Source organism: Asticcacaulis excentricus CB 48 (assembly GCF_000175215.2).
Taxonomy (GTDB): domain Bacteria; phylum Pseudomonadota; class Alphaproteobacteria; order Caulobacterales; family Caulobacteraceae; genus Asticcacaulis; species Asticcacaulis excentricus.
Genome location: NC_014816.1, coordinates 2,199,520 through 2,215,243, shown reverse-complemented (window position 1 = coordinate 2,215,243; position 15,724 = coordinate 2,199,520). Strand labels below are relative to the sequence as shown.

Below are 15,724 nucleotides of genomic sequence, written 5' to 3'. Positions count from 1 at the left end.
CTGCGCAGGGCGGCCTCCAGGGGGTTGCGGCATTTACAAATGCGCGGTTAAGTGGTATTTCTGTCATTGCCACCCTGGGGCTCTATTCTCCGCGTAGGCTGCGTATCTGTAAACCTCCGTAAAAGCTTTGCTTTGTTAGAAAACGAAGGCCCTTGCCGGCCTGAACCGAGATCGACCCATGTCATCATCGCTGTCAGACGCCTCCGATATTCATTCACAGATTACGCGTCAGATTGTTCTGGCTATTGAGGCTGGTGCGGGTAACGAAGACTTCCATCTGCCCTGGCATCGCAGCGGGTCGTCGGTGCTTGCGCCTCAAAACGTGGAGAGCGGGCTTTCCTACCGTGGCATCAATCTCATTGCCTTGTGGGTCGCGGCCGACCGCCGGGGCTTCACTAAAGGTCGCTGGGGAACCTATCGCCAATGGCAAAAGCAAAGGGCTCAGGTGCGTAAAGGGGAGAAAGCCACACAGATTGTTTTCTTTAAAATGCTTGCACGAGACGAGGGCTCTGAAGGTGATGAGCGAGAGGTTTTGCGCAGCCGGAGTGCTTTTGTTGCGCGCTCGGCCTTTGTTTTCAACGAAGCTCAGGTTGACGGCCTTTTGACACCGGATAAGCACCAGACGCCGCAAAGTCTTGCGCGCCGGGAAGATCTTGACCGTTTTATCGAGGCCACCGGCGCGCGGGTACATATCGGCGGCGAAGACGCCTTCTTCTCCCCTGCCGCCGATTTTATTGCGATGCCAGATCAGGACCGCTTCTTTGGGACTGACACCCAGACCGTGTCGCAGGCCTGGTACGCCACCCTCTTGCACGAGCTCACCCACTGGAGCGGTCATCAGACGCGTCTCGCCCGGCAGTTTGGGCGCCAGTTTGGAGACCACGCCTATGCTATGGAAGAACTTGTGGCCGAGCTCGGGGCCGCTTTTTTATGCGCCGATTTCGGTCTTTCAACCACGCCCAGACCCGACCATGTCCGCTATATAGGCCAGTGGCTATCTGTTTTGAAATCCGACAACCGAGCCATCTTTTCCGCGTCAGGTGCCGCGCAGAGGGCCGTCTCATTCCTCAAAGACTTTTCAACGCCTGCTCAGCCTGGCGCTTAAAGGCTCGCTCACCCTCGGCGGACCAGGTGGTCATAAACGTGCGTGACCTCTTTAAACGTGACCCGCGGGCCGTGACCAGCAAAGGGTGCCGGTAAAAAATCCTTCTCTAATAGCCCGGCCTCAATAGGGTCCTCAATCTTATCGGTATTCCACCCGATTAAAAGGTGACCTCCAGGCTTCAGAATGGCGGCAAGCGCGTCAATCGCCCTGACCTGCTGATCGCGCGCATTCACGCCATAGCCCAGAACGCCATTACAGATCACGCCGTCAAACACGAGATCAGGAAACAACATTTGCGCTTCACAGATATCGCCGGTGCGATGGCGTTGACGGTGTCCAAAGCGTGCTGAGCGCGGATCAATGTCCGTCGTCCAGGCGCGCGCGCCCTGTTGCTCCAGCTGGCGGTAATAGCCCCGGTTATATCCTCGGCATCCAATGAAAAGAAGATCGCCCTTGAGGGCTGCAAATGCCGGCAGGTAGGCTTGCGTCATGAGGCGCCGGTCAGGCAGATCATGTATCTCTGAGCTTCTGGATTTAAAGAGGCTGGCCAGAATGCCCATGGCGATCTCCCAAGTTTTCTTAAGACTATGCGGGCAATTGAGCGCTGAAAAGCCCTTTCTTCACTCGGGTCTGTTGTTTACCCGTTGAGGCTATCAAACAGCACCTGCGCTGTAGCAAGGTCCTGAGCCGCCTCACCCACGCTCTTGAAAACACTCAGTCCTTCATCGACCTTAAACATAGGGTCGCAAAGATCGCGCAACTGTCCTGCGACCTGATCCCCACTCAGCCCTTCAAGATCACCTGCGGTCCCAAGGGCCGCTTCTGTATCAATGTAAACCCTGGCGCGGCGCAGCGTGTCTTTATCGGCTTCGCGCATGTCAGGCGTAAACCCGCCAATCAAAGAGATATGCTGGTCGCTAAGGTAACGCCCCTCAATCCACGGCGTCTGACTTAGGGTCGCGCAGGCAATGAGGTCACTGTATCGGATCTGTTGTGCAATATCTTCACACACTATTGCGTCGAACCCGGCATCAATCAGGCGCAGGACAAGCGTTTCGGCATTGTCTCGCGTGGGGCTGAAGACCGACACGCTTTTGAGGTTACGGACCGCGCGGAAGGCGAAAGGTATCTCTGAGGCAATCCGACCCGACCCGATCAGGAGTAAGCGGGCCGCGTCAGGTTTTGCCAGCCGGTTCATGGCAACGGCGGCAACGGCGGCTGTGCGCCGGGCAGTCAGTTCTTCGCCGTCAATCAACGCGAGGTGTCGGTGGGTTTCACCATCAAAGATGAGATAAGAAGCCGCCACGCAGGGTAGGCGCCGCATCGCGTTTTCAGGGGTCACATGCACGATCTTTACCCCACCGAGGTTTGATGACCACGCCGGCATCAGTAACAAAGAAGCGGCGTGCCCCAGATCGAAGACCGGACGTTGCGGTGTCATTGCCCCCGCTAACAACCGCTCGGGTAGCGCACGCACCAACCGCTCATAGGGTAGGGCTGTTCTGAGTTCGTCGGCGTTAATCAGGCGCATGGGGTTTCCTTATCTGTAAGTCGCCGTCTCTTTTAGCAGCCAGTCACGGAAGGCCTTGAGCGGCGGGTGATTGCTGCGCTCAGCGGGCCAGACGAGGTGGTAGGCTTCGCCGGTGCTTAACGGGGCCTCCAGCGCCGGCACCAGCGAGCCGGAGGCAAACTCTTCTTCGGCCAGAAACTGGGGCAATAGCGCGACACCAAGACCAGAGCGCGCCACCTGAGCTAGGGTTGCGAACTGATCGAACAACATACCGTGGACGTGGTCGGAGGGAGCGCTGTGTGCCTCAAGCCAGTTTTCCCAAGCGTCGGGGCGCGAGGTCAGGTGCAGTAAAGGCGCCTGACGCAGATCGGCGGGTTCGGCAAAGCCATATTGCGCCTTAAGCTCCGGGGCGCAGGCCGGGATCACCACTTCCGGGCGCAAAAGCGCACTTTCCGCGCCGGGCCAGCCGGGGCGGCCGAAATGGATGGCGGCATCGAGCCCTTCGCTACGGAAATCGAAGACACCGATGCGTGTGATCAGATTGACCTGGATGCCCGAATTGTTGCGCAAAAAATCAGGTAGGCGCGGGGCCAGCCAGCGCGTGCCGAAGGTTGGCAGGATGGCCAGTTTGAGCGTCCCGCCGTGAGGATTGGCCCGGAGGGATAAGGACGCCGATGAGATGATTTTCAACGCTTCGCGCACTTCACGCGCATAGGCCTCACCGCCCGCAGTCAGGCGTACCGTCTGGCGTTCACGGTGGAACAGTTCGACCTCCAACTGCGCCTCCAGCGCAGCGATCTGACGGCTTACAGCGCTTTGGGTCAGGTTCAATTCGCGAGCAGCAGCGGTGACCGAACCTAGCCGCGCCGTGGCTTCGAACGCGGCCAGAAGCGATAGAGAGGGGAGAAAGCGGCGAGGTGAAAGCATATTCTATTTCGGAATGAGTTCTTGTCAAAATGACCCTTGTTGAGGCCCCTAAGGCACGGTACAACCGGTTTATCCATTACGCAAGAGAATGAACTTTGGCCCCTGCGCTTGAGCCCCTTACCCACGGATTATGGGCTGCCACGGCCCCCGCCGCGCCGGCGACCGTGGCGCTGAGCGGTGATCTGCGTGCCGATGTTGCCGTGGTGGGGGCGGGCTATACCGGCCTGTCAGCGGCTCTGACCCTCGCCGAAGCCGGTGCGAAAGTGGTAGTGATCGAGGCACGTGAGATTGGCTTTGGCGGGGCCGGGCGCAATGTCGGGCTGGTCAATGCCGGCATGTGGGTGATGCCCGATGAACTGCCCAAGGTGCTGGGGCCGGTGCATGGCGAGCGACTGTTGCAGGTGCTCGGTAATGGCCCGGCGGAGGTATTCGCGCGCGTCGATAAACACGCCATTCCTTGCGAATTGCGCCGCGAAGGGACGCTGCATTGCGCCGTGGGTGAGGCGGGGGTGCGCGAACTGCGTGACCGGGCACAGCAGTGGCAGGGACGCGGAGCCGATGTGCAGTTGCTGGATGCGGCCGAAACGCGGCGGATGGTCGGCACGGACGCCTATCCGATGGCGCTCCTCGATCGACGCGCCGGAGTGATTCAACCCCTTGCCTATGTGCGTGGTCTCGCCACGGCGGCGGTGGCGGCTGGCGTCGACATCCGCTGTGAAAGCCCTGTGGAACAGATCGCGGCGGCCAATGATCAGTGGCGAGTGACGACGACCGGCGGCTCGGTGACCGCGCCCAGAGTGATCATGGCGACCGATGCCTACACCAAGGGGCCGTGGGAGATCATCCGTAAGGAGCAGGTATATCTGCCCTATTTCAACTGCGCCACGACGCCCTTGCCAGAAAATATTTTGCGCCACATTTTGCCGGAAGGGCACGGGGCCTGGGACACGGCCGAGGTTCTATCCTCCTTTAGAATGGATGCCGCCGGAAGGCTCGTCTTCGGCAGCGTCGGGGCTTTGCGCGGGCCGGCTCAGGGCGTGCATAGCGGCTGGGGGCAACGCGCTATGACGCGGTTGTTTCCGGCGCTCAGAGGCATCGGTTTCGAACACGAATGGTACGGCTATATCGGCATGACCGAGGACAACCTGCCGCGCTTCCATCGCTTCGCAGATGGGGTGGTCGGCGTGTCGGGCTATAATGGCCGTGGTATCGCGCCGGGCACAGTTATGGGGCGGATTCTGGCCGAGCACGTGCTGGGGAAGTTATCTGAAGACGATTTGCCGCTGCCGGTGACAACGCCTCAAGAGGCGAAGCACCGGACGGCCAAAGAGGTTTATTACGAGGCGGGTGCGGCGGTGCTACACGCCGTGGAACACAGGTTTTGAACATCCGCCCCGGAGTTATGGGCGGATGAAAAGGGAAGACAGATGAGCGCGGATACACGTATTTTGCTTGAATCTCTGGGCGTGACCGGAGGCCACACAGGCGGGACACTAAAGGTCCATTCGCCCAATACCGGCGAGCTGATCGGGGAAGTGGTCGAAACCCCGGTTGATCAGGCGAAAGCACACATCGACACCGCGCACGAAGCGTTTCTCAAATGGCGCCTGATCCCGGCGCCCAAGCGCGGCGAACTGGTGCGCCTGTTCGGCGAAGAGCTACGTGCGCACAAGGACGCGCTGGGCAAGCTGGTGTCGATTGAGGCCGGTAAGGTCACGTCCGAAGGCCTCGGCGAAGTGCAGGAAATGATCGATATCTGCGACTTCGCAGTCGGCCTGTCGCGGCAACTGTACGGCCTGACTATCGCCACCGAGCGCGCCGAACACCGTATGATGGAGACCTGGCACCCGCTTGGCGTGGTCGGTATCATTTCTGCCTTCAACTTCCCGGTTGCCGTCTGGGCGTGGAACGCCTGTCTGGCGTTGGTGTGCGGCGACGCCATTGTGTGGAAGCCGTCGGAAAAGACGCCTCTGACGGCGCTGGCCACCCATGCCCTGTTTGACCGCGCCGTCGCCGCCTATAAGGCCGCGGGTCATGCCATGCCCGAAGGCCTGTCGGCGCTTATCATCGGCGGTAAAGAGGTCGGTGAAGCGCTGGTCGAGCACGAGAAGGTGCCGCTGGTCTCGGCAACCGGCTCAACGGCCATGGGCCGCGCCGTCGGCCCAAAGCTGGCCGCTCGCTTTGCGCGCGCCCTGCTGGAGCTGGGGGGCAATAATGCCGCCATTATCGCGCCGTCGGCGGACCTCGATCTGGCTCTTCGCGGCGTGGCCTTTGCGGCCATGGGCACGGCGGGGCAGCGCTGCACCACCCTGCGTCGCCTGTTCGTGCACGAAAGCCTTTACGACACCTTCGTGCCCCGGCTGAAGCAGGCCTATGCTTCGGTGAAGGTCGGGCATCCGTTGGAAGAGGGCACGCTGATTGGGCCGCTGATCGACGCGCATGCCTTTGCTCTGTTTGAGAGGGCTCTCGACGAGGCGCGCAGCGTCGGCGGAAAGGTCACCGGCGGGGCGCGGGTCGATGTGAACGGCAAGGACAGCTACTATGTCCGTCCCGCCATTGTCGAAATGGACGCTCATGCGGGGCCGGTGTTGCGTGAAACCTTCGCGCCAATTCTTTACATCATGAAGTATGGAAATATAGAAGACGCGATCGCCATGCAAAACGCCGTCGGCGCGGGACTGTCGTCTTCGATCTTCACCAATGACATCCGCGAAGCCGAGCTGTTTGTCTCCGCCGCCGGCTCGGATTGCGGCATCGCCAATGTCAATATCGGGCCGTCCGGCGCTGAAATCGGCGGTGCCTTCGGCGGTGAAAAAGAAACCGGTGGCGGGCGCGAATCGGGCTCGGATTCCTGGAAGGCCTATATGCGGCGCGCCACCAACACTATTAACTATGGCCGCAGCTTGCCTCTGGCCCAGGGGGTGACGTTCGATGTCTAAGTTTGACTGGTCCGATCCATTCCTTCTCGATGCGCAACTGTCCGACGAGGAACGCCTGATCCGCGACGCAGCGCACGACTATGCGCAATCGCAGCTTTTGCCACGTGTGCTGAGAGCCTATGCCGACGAGCAGACCGACCCGGCCATTTTCCGCGAAATGGGTGAGCGCGGTCTGCTTGGCGCCACCTTGCCGGAGCCGTATGGCGGGGCGGGTGCCTCCTACGTCGCCTATGGTCTGATCGCGCGGGAAGTGGAGCGCGTAGACTCTGGCTATCGCTCTATGATGAGCGTTCAATCCTCTCTGGTCATGTATCCCATCTACGCCTATGGCTCAGAGGCACAACGTCAAAAATATCTGCCGAAGCTCGCTTCTGGCGAATGGATCGGCTGCTTCGGTCTGACTGAGCCCGATGCCGGTTCCGATCCGGCCTCGATGCGCACTACCGCGCGCAGGGCCGCAGACGGTTATGTCCTCAACGGCACCAAGATGTGGATCTCCAATTCGCCGATTGCCGATGTGTTCGTTGTGTGGGCAAAGCTCGATGGCATTATCCGTGGCTTCGTGCTGGATAAGGGGATGAGCGGGCTCAGCGCCCCCAAAATCCACGGCAAGCTGTCCTTACGTGCCTCCATCACCGGCGAGATCGTGATGGATAATGTCCTGGTGGGTGAAGACGCCCTTCTGCCGAATGTCGAGGGGTTGAAAGGGCCTTTCGGCTGCCTTAACCGTGCGCGCTACGGCATCAGCTGGGGCGTGATGGGGGCGGCCGAAGACTGCTGGCATCGCGCACGGCAGTATGGCCTCGACCGGCAGCAGTTCGGGCGGCCTCTGGCGCAGACCCAACTGTTCCAGAAGAAGCTGGCCGACATGCAGACCGAGATCACGCTCGGCCTTCAGGCCTCCTTGCGAGTCGGGCAATTGTTCGATGCCGGGCAGGTGCAACCGGAAATGATCAGCCTGATTAAACGCAATAACTGTGGCAAGGCGCTCGATATCGCACGGATGGCGCGCGATATGCACGGTGGTAACGGAATACACGAAGAGTACCACGTCATGCGTCATGCGCAGAACCTTGAGACGGTGAATACCTATGAGGGCACCCACGATGTGCACGCCCTGATCCTTGGACGGGCGCAGACAGGTTTGCAGGCGTTTTTTTGATCCGATGAAGACCTCCCACCGCCCCATCCACACAAACCTCAAGCGAGATGCTTTGATAGTGGCCCGCGCTCTCAAAACCCACGCACCGAAGTGTGCCGCGTGAGTCTGGCCGCCAAACCCCTTGCCGGGCTGAAAGTCCTCGAACTGGCGCGTATTCTGGCCGGGCCCTGGGCCGGTCAGGTGCTGGCCGATCTGGGCGCTACTGTGGTCAAGGTCGAACGCCCCGGCACCGGGGATGATACGCGCGGCTGGGGCCCGCCCTTTATCGGCGAGGCTGCGGCCTATTTTCACGCCTGCAATCGCGGCAAAGCCTCGCTGGCCATCGACATGGCCAAGCCTGAGGGGCAGGCCGCTATCCTTGATCTGGCGCGAGACTGCGACGTGCTGATCGAGAATTTCAAGGTCGGGGGCTTGCGACAATACGGCCTTGATTACGAAAGCCTCCAAGCCGTCAATCCGCGCCTGGTCTATGTGTCGATCACCGGCTTCGGGCAGGACGGGCCTTATGCACAGCGTGCCGGCTACGACTACATTCTGCAGGGCATGTCGGGGCTGATGGATATTACCGGCGACCCCGACGGCGAGCCGCAAAAAGTGGGCGTGGCCGTCGTTGACCTTTTCACTGGCGTTTATACGTCAACCGCTGTTCTGGCGGCCTTGCGGCAGCGCGACGCAACGGGGAGGGGGTGTCATATCGACATGGCACTGTTTGATGTGGCCACTTCCATGCTGGCCAATCAGGGTATGAACTATCTGGCATCGGGCGTGTCCCCGACGCGGCTCGGCAATGCCCACCCCAATATCGCGCCCTATCAGGTCTTTGCGGTGAAGGACGGTCACGTCATCGTGGCAGTGGGCAATGACCACCAGTTTCTGCGTCTGTGTGAGGTGCTGGAGGCGGATTATGTTGCGCAAAACCCCGCCTATGCGACCAATGCCGGACGGGTGGCGGCGCGGCATCAACTGGTGGCCGAACTGGACCCGTTTATGCGCAGTCTAACTCGTAGCGGGTTGCTGACAGCGCTGGAAGGCGCGGGCGTCCCGGCGGGTCCGATAAACCGCATCGAAGACGTCTTTAACGACCCTCAGATCGTTCATCGCGGGATGCGTATTGAAATCGACGGCGTGCCGGGCGTCGCTTCGCCCATCGTGATTGACGGGGTACGGATGACGGCGCAAACGGCTTCGCCGAAACTTGAGGACAAAGTATGAGAACCGGCGGACAGATCTTGGTCGATCAACTGAAGCGCAATGGCGTGGAGCGTCTGACCTGCGTGCCGGGGGAGTCTTATCTGGCGGCACTGGATGCGATGTATGACGCCGATATCGACGTGTTGATCTGCCGTCATGAAGGCGGGGCGGCGATGATGGCAGAAGCCTATGGCAAGCTGACGGGGAGGCCTGGCATCTGCTTTGTGACGCGCGGGCCGGGAGCGACCAACGCCGCGCATGGCGTTCATATTGCGCAGCATGACTCAACACCGATGATCCTCTTTGTGGGGCAGGTCGAACGCGCCTTTTTGGGGCGCGGCGCGTTTCAGGAACTGGATTACGTGGCGGCCTTTGGCGGCATCGCCAAATGGGTGGTTGAAATTTCCGACCCCAAACGCATCCCGGAGATCGTCGCCCGCGCCTTTCGCGTGGCCATGCAGGGTCGCCCCGGTCCGGTGGTGGTTTCTCTGCCCGAAGACATTCTGACCGAGGTGGTCGAGGTCGCCGATGCGCCGCCGGTTGCAGCCGTTGCGGCCGCGCCGACACGCGCGGATATGGCGGCGTTTGTGCAAGCGGTAGAGGCGGCCGAGCGCCCGATGATGATCCTAGGCGGATCGCGCTGGACCGCTGAAGGCTGCATCGCGGTGGCCGAATTTGCCGCGCGCTACGACATCCCCGTGGCGACCGAGTTTCGCCGAACGTCGCTGTTTGCGGCGCATCACCCCTGCTATGCGGGTGATCTGGGCTTCGGGCAGAATCCGGCCCTGTCGCAGCGGGTGAAGGACGCCGATCTTCTGATCCTTTTGGGCGCACGCATGGCCGAGGTGCCATCGAATGGCTACACGCTGATCGGCCAGCAAACCCTGGTGCATGTTTTTCCGGAGGCCGAGGAAATCGGGCGGGTCTATCAACCCGCTCTGGGGATCGTCAGCACGCCGGATCAGTTTGCGAAGACGCTGTCGGGGATCAGCGAAGCCCCGCCGGTTCAGATCATAAGAGGTGCGGCGGCGCATCAGGACTGGCTGAAATGGACCACTACGCCTTCGCCTATCCCTGGCGATTTTCAATATGGCGAGGTTATGGTGTGGCTGCGTGAACACCTGCCACCAGAGACCATCATCACCAACGGGGCAGGCAATTACGCCATCTGGGTGCATCGCTACTGGCGGCATGAGCGGCCCTTCACGCAGGTGGCGCCGACCTCGGGCAGCGTTGGCTATTCGGTTCCGGCGGGCATCATGGCCAAGCGGCAGTGCCCCGATGCGCCGGTAGTGACCTTTGCCGGCGACGGCTGTTTCCTGATGAACGGCAATGAGTTCGCCACAGCGGTGCAATACGGCATTCCGTTGATCATTATCGTCATCGATAATGGCATGTGGGGCACGATCCGGATGCATCAGGAGCGTGAATATCCGCACCGCCCGATCGGGACGGAGCTGAAGAACCCTGACTTTGCCGCATACGCCAAGGCCTTTGGCGGACATGGCGAAACCGTACACACTACGGCGGATTTTGCCCCGGCCTTTGAACGGGCGCGTGCGTCGGGCAAACCGGCCATCCTTCACTGCCTGATCGATCCACAGGCCATCACGCCTGCGAAAACTCTGGATCAGGTGTCGCGGGGCGAATAGGCCGCGTGACATAGGTCATTTTCGCACCGTTTAGAAAGTCCCTGACCCCTTCGCCGTCCTCGGGTCTGACATACTGCGAGGTCTATGATCATCGCAAATGAGGGACCAACCTCCGACCGGTTTTGTCGTATGATGCCGAAACCCTCAGACTACATTTTGAGGGATTGAGCGTCGCGTTGAAGCGCCGCTCTTCGCTTCTGTGAATGAGCGCCATCAGCTCGGCAAACTCTGTTTACTTTTATCTGAACATTGTCCAAACTGCAGTCCTGTTCGCCAAATTCCGGACAGTAATACCGTATTTAACGTCACGCTCGGGGGGCTAACGGGGTCGTGGAACGTCGATTTGCGATTGCCGGCACGGGAGCTTATCTTCCAAAGGAAACGCTGTCGGCGGCGCAATATGACGCGTTGGTTGGTCTTCAAGACGGACAGGTCGCCAGGCGCTTTGGCGTAAACCAAAGGCATCGCGCTTCGGCGGAGGAAACCTCAAGCTGGATGGCGGCGCAAGCCGCGCGCGTCGCCTTGAATGACGCCGGTTGGGCGCCCGAATCCTTAGACGTGATCATATCGGCGTGCGGTGTTATGGAGCAGCCCATACCGGGTACGGCCGTACTCGTACAACGCGCGCTCGGACTCGGGGCGAGCGGTATCGCCGCTTTCGATGTTAATGCCACCTGCCTATCGTTCCTGATCGCTTTCGATAGAGCGCTTGCCGGCTTTGCGCTTGGAGATTGGCGCAGGGTCTTAATCGTTAGTGCCGATATCGCGAGCGCTGCCCTCGATTATTCAGATCCGGAGGCGTCGGTCCTGTTCGGCGATGGCGCGGCCGCCATAGCGCTTGAAGCCGGCGGTGACCATCAGCGTTTGGCATACGGCTTCAACACCTATTCCGATGCCGCTGATTTTTGTCAGTTGGAAGCGGGCGGTACCCGCGTGCGGCTCGACGAAGATATTGACGCCTTCAGATCAAAAGCCCGCTTCAAGATGAAAGGACCTGCGCTTTTTACGACGACAGCTCGTCTTTTTCGGCCGTTTCTGCAAACCCTTTTTGAAGGCTCAGGCGTTTCGATCAAAGACGTGGACTGCGTTATTCCTCACCAGGCGAGCCGCGCCGCCCTTGATCATCTCATTAAATCGACCGGTCTACCACGCGAGCGTACCATTGATGTCTTTGCCGATGTTGGGAATTTGATAGCCACGAGCCTACCTTTCACCCTCGACCATGCCCGGCGCCAAGGTCGCCTGAAGCCGGGGGAGATTTCGCTGATTATCGGCAGTTCTGCCGGTGTCTCCCTGGGCGGTGCTGTGATCCGATGGTAGCCAATGTTGCAGTGGTGACAGGGGCTACGGGTGGACTTGGACAGGTCCTCACCTCAGTCCTGCTTGCGCAAGGCCGCAGCGTCATTGCCACCGGGCGCAATAAAGAGACAGGGGCTTTACTTGAACGCAAAGGTGCGCGCTTTGTCCGCGCCGATCTTGCAGAAGATGATCTTTCGGGGCTTGTCGCAGGGGCCGATACGGTCTTCCACCTGGCCGCATTGTCGTCGCCCTGGGGCAACCATAACGATTTCGTTGCGGCCAATATAACGGCCACAAAGCGTCTTCTGGCGGCGGCGCGTCAGGCGCAGTGCCGCCGCTTCATATTCACCTCCAGCCCCTCAATCTATACAAGCGCGAAGCACCAGATCGGATTGAAAGAGGACAGCGCGGTGCCCTTGAAACCTGTCAATGCCTATGCGCAAACGAAGCTCGCCGCGGAACGGGCTGTGCTCGCCTCAGCGGCCCTCGACTTCCAAACCGTTGCGCTGCGGCCGCGCGCAATCATCAGTCCTTACGATGGCGTCTTGCTACCGAGGCTCCTTCAAGCTGCCAAAAGTGGCTTTCTGCCGCTGCCTGGATGGGGCAACGCCCTTATTGAACCGACGGATGCCCGAGACGTTACCTCCGCCCTGCTTGCCGCCGAAGCCTGCGCCGGTCAGGCGAGCGGACAGGTCTTTAATATCTCAGGGGGGCATCCCGTTCCGTTAAAAAGCTTTGTCCGTTACGTTTTTCAAAAGATGAATAAGAAAGTGCGGCTATTGCCTGTGCCGTCCATCTTAGCCCTGCGGGTCGCAGGCCTGATGGAGCGGGTGGCAAAGCTTAGGGACGTAGAGGTCGAACCAAAGCTGACCCGATATTCGGCGATGGTGCTAGGTTATTCCCAGACCTTCGACCTTTCGCGTGCCGCCCATGTTCTGCACTGGGCACCTAACTACGGAGTATTTGAAGCTGTCGACTGGGCATTAGAGGAGCGCTCCTATGCGGTGGATTAAAACCGTTCCTCTTTTGACAGGCAGTTGTCGCCATCCTCAGGCTATGACGCTGATTAAGGGCACATTAAAGCCAGTCGACTTTCATGCCCTGGCGATGCTGCTCATTCATCCTGACGAAGGTCCTATTCTGTTCGATACCGGATATGATCCCGCGTTTCTGCGCGCAACGAAGGCTTTTCCGGAGCGGCTTTACCGCTATGCAACCCCGGTTGACCTGCCCGAAGGCGCCGATGCCGCCAGTCAATGCCGGGCCCTCGGCTACAAGCCAGAGGATGTAAAGCACGTCATTGTTTCCCATTTCCACGGCGATCACATAGCCGGTTTGCACGCTTTTCCAAAAGCCGCCCTTCATTGCGCGCGCGCAGGGCTGACTGACCTTCGCCGTCATGGCCGACTGGCCGCCACCCGACGCGGTCTGCTCCCGTCTTTGCTTCCCTCCGATTTCGACAGTCGCGCACGTTTCTTCGAAGAGGCTAAAGACGTGGCTCTGCCGCCCGATTATGAACCCTTTGACACTGGAAAGGATCTCCTCGGTGATGGATCGTTAATCGCGATTGAGCTGCCTGGGCACTGCCCGGGACACTGGGGTCTGGCATTGAAGGACTCAAACTACGGTTTTCACTTTCTTGTGGCCGATGCGGCCTGGTCATTGCAGGCTATCCGCGAGAACAGACCGCCGCCGGCCATTGCGACAAACTGGCTTGGAGAGACCCTCAAAGCTCGCAATACCCTCACGGCCCTTCACCGCCTTCATACCCGCAACCGCGAACTGCGTCTGACGCCCTGCCACTGCCCCGAACGGGCCTCTGAGAGCCGGATTTTCCGAACATGACGGCCAGCGCACTTGATCAATCAACCATCTGGTATTCAGCGTCGAACGAAGATGCGCAAAGCGAGATCGGCGCTCTAAAGCCTGAGGGGAAGAAAATTCTGACCCTGACCGCTAGCGGTTCCAGGGCGTTCGAACTTCTGCTGGCAGACCCGAGCGAAGTTATATCGATTGATCAAAATCCCGCTCAGACCGCCTTGGCGGAGATTTACGCCGTCGCTTACAAACACTTCGATTATGACGCCTTCTGCCGTTTGACGGGCCTTCGCCAGGATGAACACAGGAGTGCGCTTTTAGACGAAGCCCTAAGACACGTTTCTTCAGATACCGAACGCTTCTGGCGTGCGAACCGGAACCAGGCTGCGGGCGGCCTTCTTTATTGTGGTAGATGGGAAAGCTTTCTTCGTCGCTTTCGACAATGGGCCGGATCGCGACGGCGCGCACTCGCCGATGAGCTTTTGCATACGCACGATCTGACAACGCAGGCGCTGTTGTGGGAGACAAGGTGGGATAACTGGCAGTGGCGTTTGCTACTCCGGGTTATCGCGCTTCGGGGGCTCTGGCGTCACATATTGCGCGAGCCCGGGATTTCATATGTCCCCGACGATTTCGACATGACCGGCTACGCCCGTGCCCGATTCGAGCATTTGGCAAAAAATCTTCACATTCCTGAGCTTCCCTTTGCCTGGTTGGTTTTTAACGGTGCCTATCATCCAGACATCCTACCTCCCTATCTGACGCAGAAAGGTCACGCACTGATAGCGCAGCGTATCGAACGTCTGACTTTGCAAACGACAGACCTCAGGAGCTTCCTTACATCTGCGCCAACGGCATCCCTCGACGGGGCCTCCCTGTCTGATTACGCCTCTTATTGTGATGAAAACGAGCAGCGCGCGGTTTGGCGGGAACTCGCCAGGACGCTGCGATGTGGGGCTGTTGTCTGCGAGCGCAAGTTTTTCAATAAGACAGGGGCGGGTCTGCCCGGGGAATTCGGATTCACGCTCGATGAAGCGCTTGAGGACGTGCTTTTCCGTCAAGACGGCGCTTGGTTTTACAGCTTTGTCGTCGCCCGACAGGTGCAAAAGTGAGCCAAACCTCATGGCCATTGGCGCTTGCGCGATCCTGGCATCCGATTGCTTATCGGTGCGAAATCAAGAAGGCGCCTTTCGCCGTTGTTTTGATGGGGCGGCCTCTCGTCGTCTTTGAAACGGGGGGCGGTGTCGCGGTTCTGGAGGATCGCTGTCCCCATCGAAATGCCCCCTTATCGGCCGGGCGGGTCGTGGAGTCGCAGATCGAGTGTCCTTACCATGGCTGGCGTTTCGACGCCGGCGGGCGCTGTCGCTATGTTGCCGGTTCAAATCTGACGGCAAACGCTTCGGCCAGATCCTTTTCGGTTCAAGAACACGCCGGTATCGTCTGGACGTGTCTGATGGACGAAGAGGCGCCCTTCCACGGCCTGCCTGACGTCATCGGCGATCCGACATTTGACACCTTCTGGTGGCATTTGCCGCCTTCAACAGGTGCGGTGGACGATGCGATTGAAAACCTACTCGATCCTGTTCACGCCTACTTTCTCCATCCGGGGCTCGTTCGCAGAGCCACCCGGGCCTGCCCGGTTGACGTCGAACTGCACGTCGAACCTTCTGAAGCCGTCGCGCGGTACACCGAGCCTCACCAGGCAATGACCCTCCTTCAGCGGGTAACCGAGGGCAGGCGAAGCCTGTCTTGGGGGCGATACCGGCCGCCCACACAGGTTCAGATCGGATTTGAAGATAATCAGGGTCTTCAGGCCTCAATTAGCGTGGTCTTCAGTCCCGTCGATGCCAAGACCACCCGGCCATTCGCGGCGTTTTCCACCCGTCGGGGCGTGTTGCCGGCCTTCCTCAAACGCCTGGGGATCATCGCCTTTCATCGCAAAGTGTTATCTCAAGACCTTGCAATGCTGTCTCTTCAAAGCCATCAACTCTCCCGTTTCGGGGGGGCAGACTACCATCAAGGTCCTGTTGACATGTTCGGAACACTGATCTCACACGGCCTGAACGCAAAGCCCCTGCCACAGGGCATCAGAACGTTCCGGTTGTTTGGGCAGGCATAATT

Annotated in this window: 14 protein-coding genes; 11 read left to right on the top strand and 3 right to left on the bottom strand. The window is 59.7% G+C overall.

Annotation, left to right across the window (positions count from 1 at the left end):
- Nucleotides 1-178: 178 nt before the first annotated feature.
- Nucleotides 179-1,105: an ArdC family protein gene (locus tag ASTEX_RS10195; RefSeq protein ID WP_013479544.1), complete on the top strand. Its 927-nt coding sequence runs from the start codon at nt 179-181 to the stop codon at nt 1,103-1,105.
- A gap of 8 nt (nt 1,106-1,113) precedes the next feature.
- Here ASTEX_RS10195 and ASTEX_RS10190 read toward each other — a convergent pair whose 3' ends face one another.
- From ASTEX_RS10190 to ASTEX_RS10180, 3 genes are all read right to left on the bottom strand, one after another.
- Nucleotides 1,114-1,665 carry a class I SAM-dependent methyltransferase gene (locus ASTEX_RS10190; protein WP_013479543.1) on the bottom strand — a complete coding sequence of 184 codons (552 nt, stop codon included), beginning with the start codon at nt 1,663-1,665 and terminating at the stop codon, nt 1,114-1,116.
- 77 nt (nt 1,666-1,742) lie between these two features.
- Nucleotides 1,743-2,636: an ornithine cyclodeaminase/mu-crystallin gene (locus tag ASTEX_RS10185; RefSeq protein WP_013479542.1), complete on the bottom strand. Its 894-nt coding sequence runs from the start codon at nt 2,634-2,636 to the stop codon at nt 1,743-1,745.
- 9 nt (nt 2,637-2,645) lie between these two features.
- Nucleotides 2,646-3,542 (bottom strand): LysR family transcriptional regulator, encoded by an 897-nt coding sequence (locus tag ASTEX_RS10180; protein WP_013479541.1) that lies wholly within the window; start codon nt 3,540-3,542, stop codon nt 2,646-2,648.
- A gap of 95 nt (nt 3,543-3,637) precedes the next feature.
- On the opposite strand from ASTEX_RS10180, the gene ASTEX_RS10175 reads away from it, so the two are divergent.
- The 10 genes from ASTEX_RS10175 to ASTEX_RS10130 all read left to right on the top strand — a co-directional run bounded on the left by ASTEX_RS10175 (nt 3,638) and on the right by ASTEX_RS10130 (nt 15,722).
- Complete coding sequence (locus tag ASTEX_RS10175; protein ID WP_013479540.1) at nt 3,638-4,927, top strand: NAD(P)/FAD-dependent oxidoreductase; 1,290 nt, start codon at nt 3,638-3,640, stop codon at nt 4,925-4,927.
- A gap of 42 nt (nt 4,928-4,969) precedes the next feature.
- A complete protein-coding gene (amaB, locus tag ASTEX_RS10170; RefSeq protein ID WP_013479539.1) occupies nt 4,970-6,481 on the top strand; it encodes an L-piperidine-6-carboxylate dehydrogenase in 1,512 nt (503 codons plus the stop codon).
- On the top strand, nt 6,474-7,643 hold the full coding sequence (locus tag ASTEX_RS10165; protein ID WP_013479538.1) for an acyl-CoA dehydrogenase: 1,170 nt from the start codon (nt 6,474-6,476) through the stop codon (nt 7,641-7,643). Before amaB ends, ASTEX_RS10165 begins: the two co-directional genes overlap by 8 nt.
- A 99-nt stretch (nt 7,644-7,742) precedes the next feature.
- Entirely contained in the window at nt 7,743-8,855 is a 1,113-nt protein-coding gene (locus ASTEX_RS10160) for a CaiB/BaiF CoA transferase family protein (protein WP_144004644.1), read from the top strand.
- Nucleotides 8,852-10,486: a thiamine pyrophosphate-binding protein gene (locus ASTEX_RS10155; protein WP_013479536.1), complete on the top strand. Its 1,635-nt coding sequence runs from the start codon at nt 8,852-8,854 to the stop codon at nt 10,484-10,486. The genes ASTEX_RS10160 and ASTEX_RS10155 overlap by 4 nt, the downstream gene beginning before the upstream one ends.
- Before the next feature lie 330 nt (nt 10,487-10,816).
- A complete protein-coding gene (locus tag ASTEX_RS10150; protein WP_013479535.1) occupies nt 10,817-11,806 on the top strand; it encodes a 3-oxoacyl-ACP synthase III family protein in 990 nt (329 codons plus the stop codon).
- The gene (locus ASTEX_RS10145) at nt 11,800-12,798 is read left to right on the top strand and encodes an NAD-dependent epimerase/dehydratase family protein (protein ID WP_013479534.1); all 999 of its coding nucleotides are present in this window, start codon (nt 11,800-11,802) and stop codon (nt 12,796-12,798) included. The genes ASTEX_RS10150 and ASTEX_RS10145 overlap by 7 nt, the downstream gene beginning before the upstream one ends.
- Nucleotides 12,785-13,630, top strand: coding sequence for an MBL fold metallo-hydrolase (locus ASTEX_RS10140; protein ID WP_013479533.1), 846 nt, complete (start codon nt 12,785-12,787; stop codon nt 13,628-13,630). The genes ASTEX_RS10145 and ASTEX_RS10140 overlap by 14 nt, the downstream gene beginning before the upstream one ends.
- A complete protein-coding gene (locus ASTEX_RS10135; protein WP_013479532.1) occupies nt 13,627-14,715 on the top strand; it encodes a DUF3419 family protein in 1,089 nt (362 codons plus the stop codon). Before ASTEX_RS10140 ends, ASTEX_RS10135 begins: the two co-directional genes overlap by 4 nt.
- Nucleotides 14,712-15,722: an aromatic ring-hydroxylating oxygenase subunit alpha gene (locus ASTEX_RS10130; RefSeq protein ID WP_013479531.1), complete on the top strand. Its 1,011-nt coding sequence runs from the start codon at nt 14,712-14,714 to the stop codon at nt 15,720-15,722. Before ASTEX_RS10135 ends, ASTEX_RS10130 begins: the two co-directional genes overlap by 4 nt.
- The last annotated feature ends 2 nt before the right edge of the window (nt 15,723-15,724 follow it).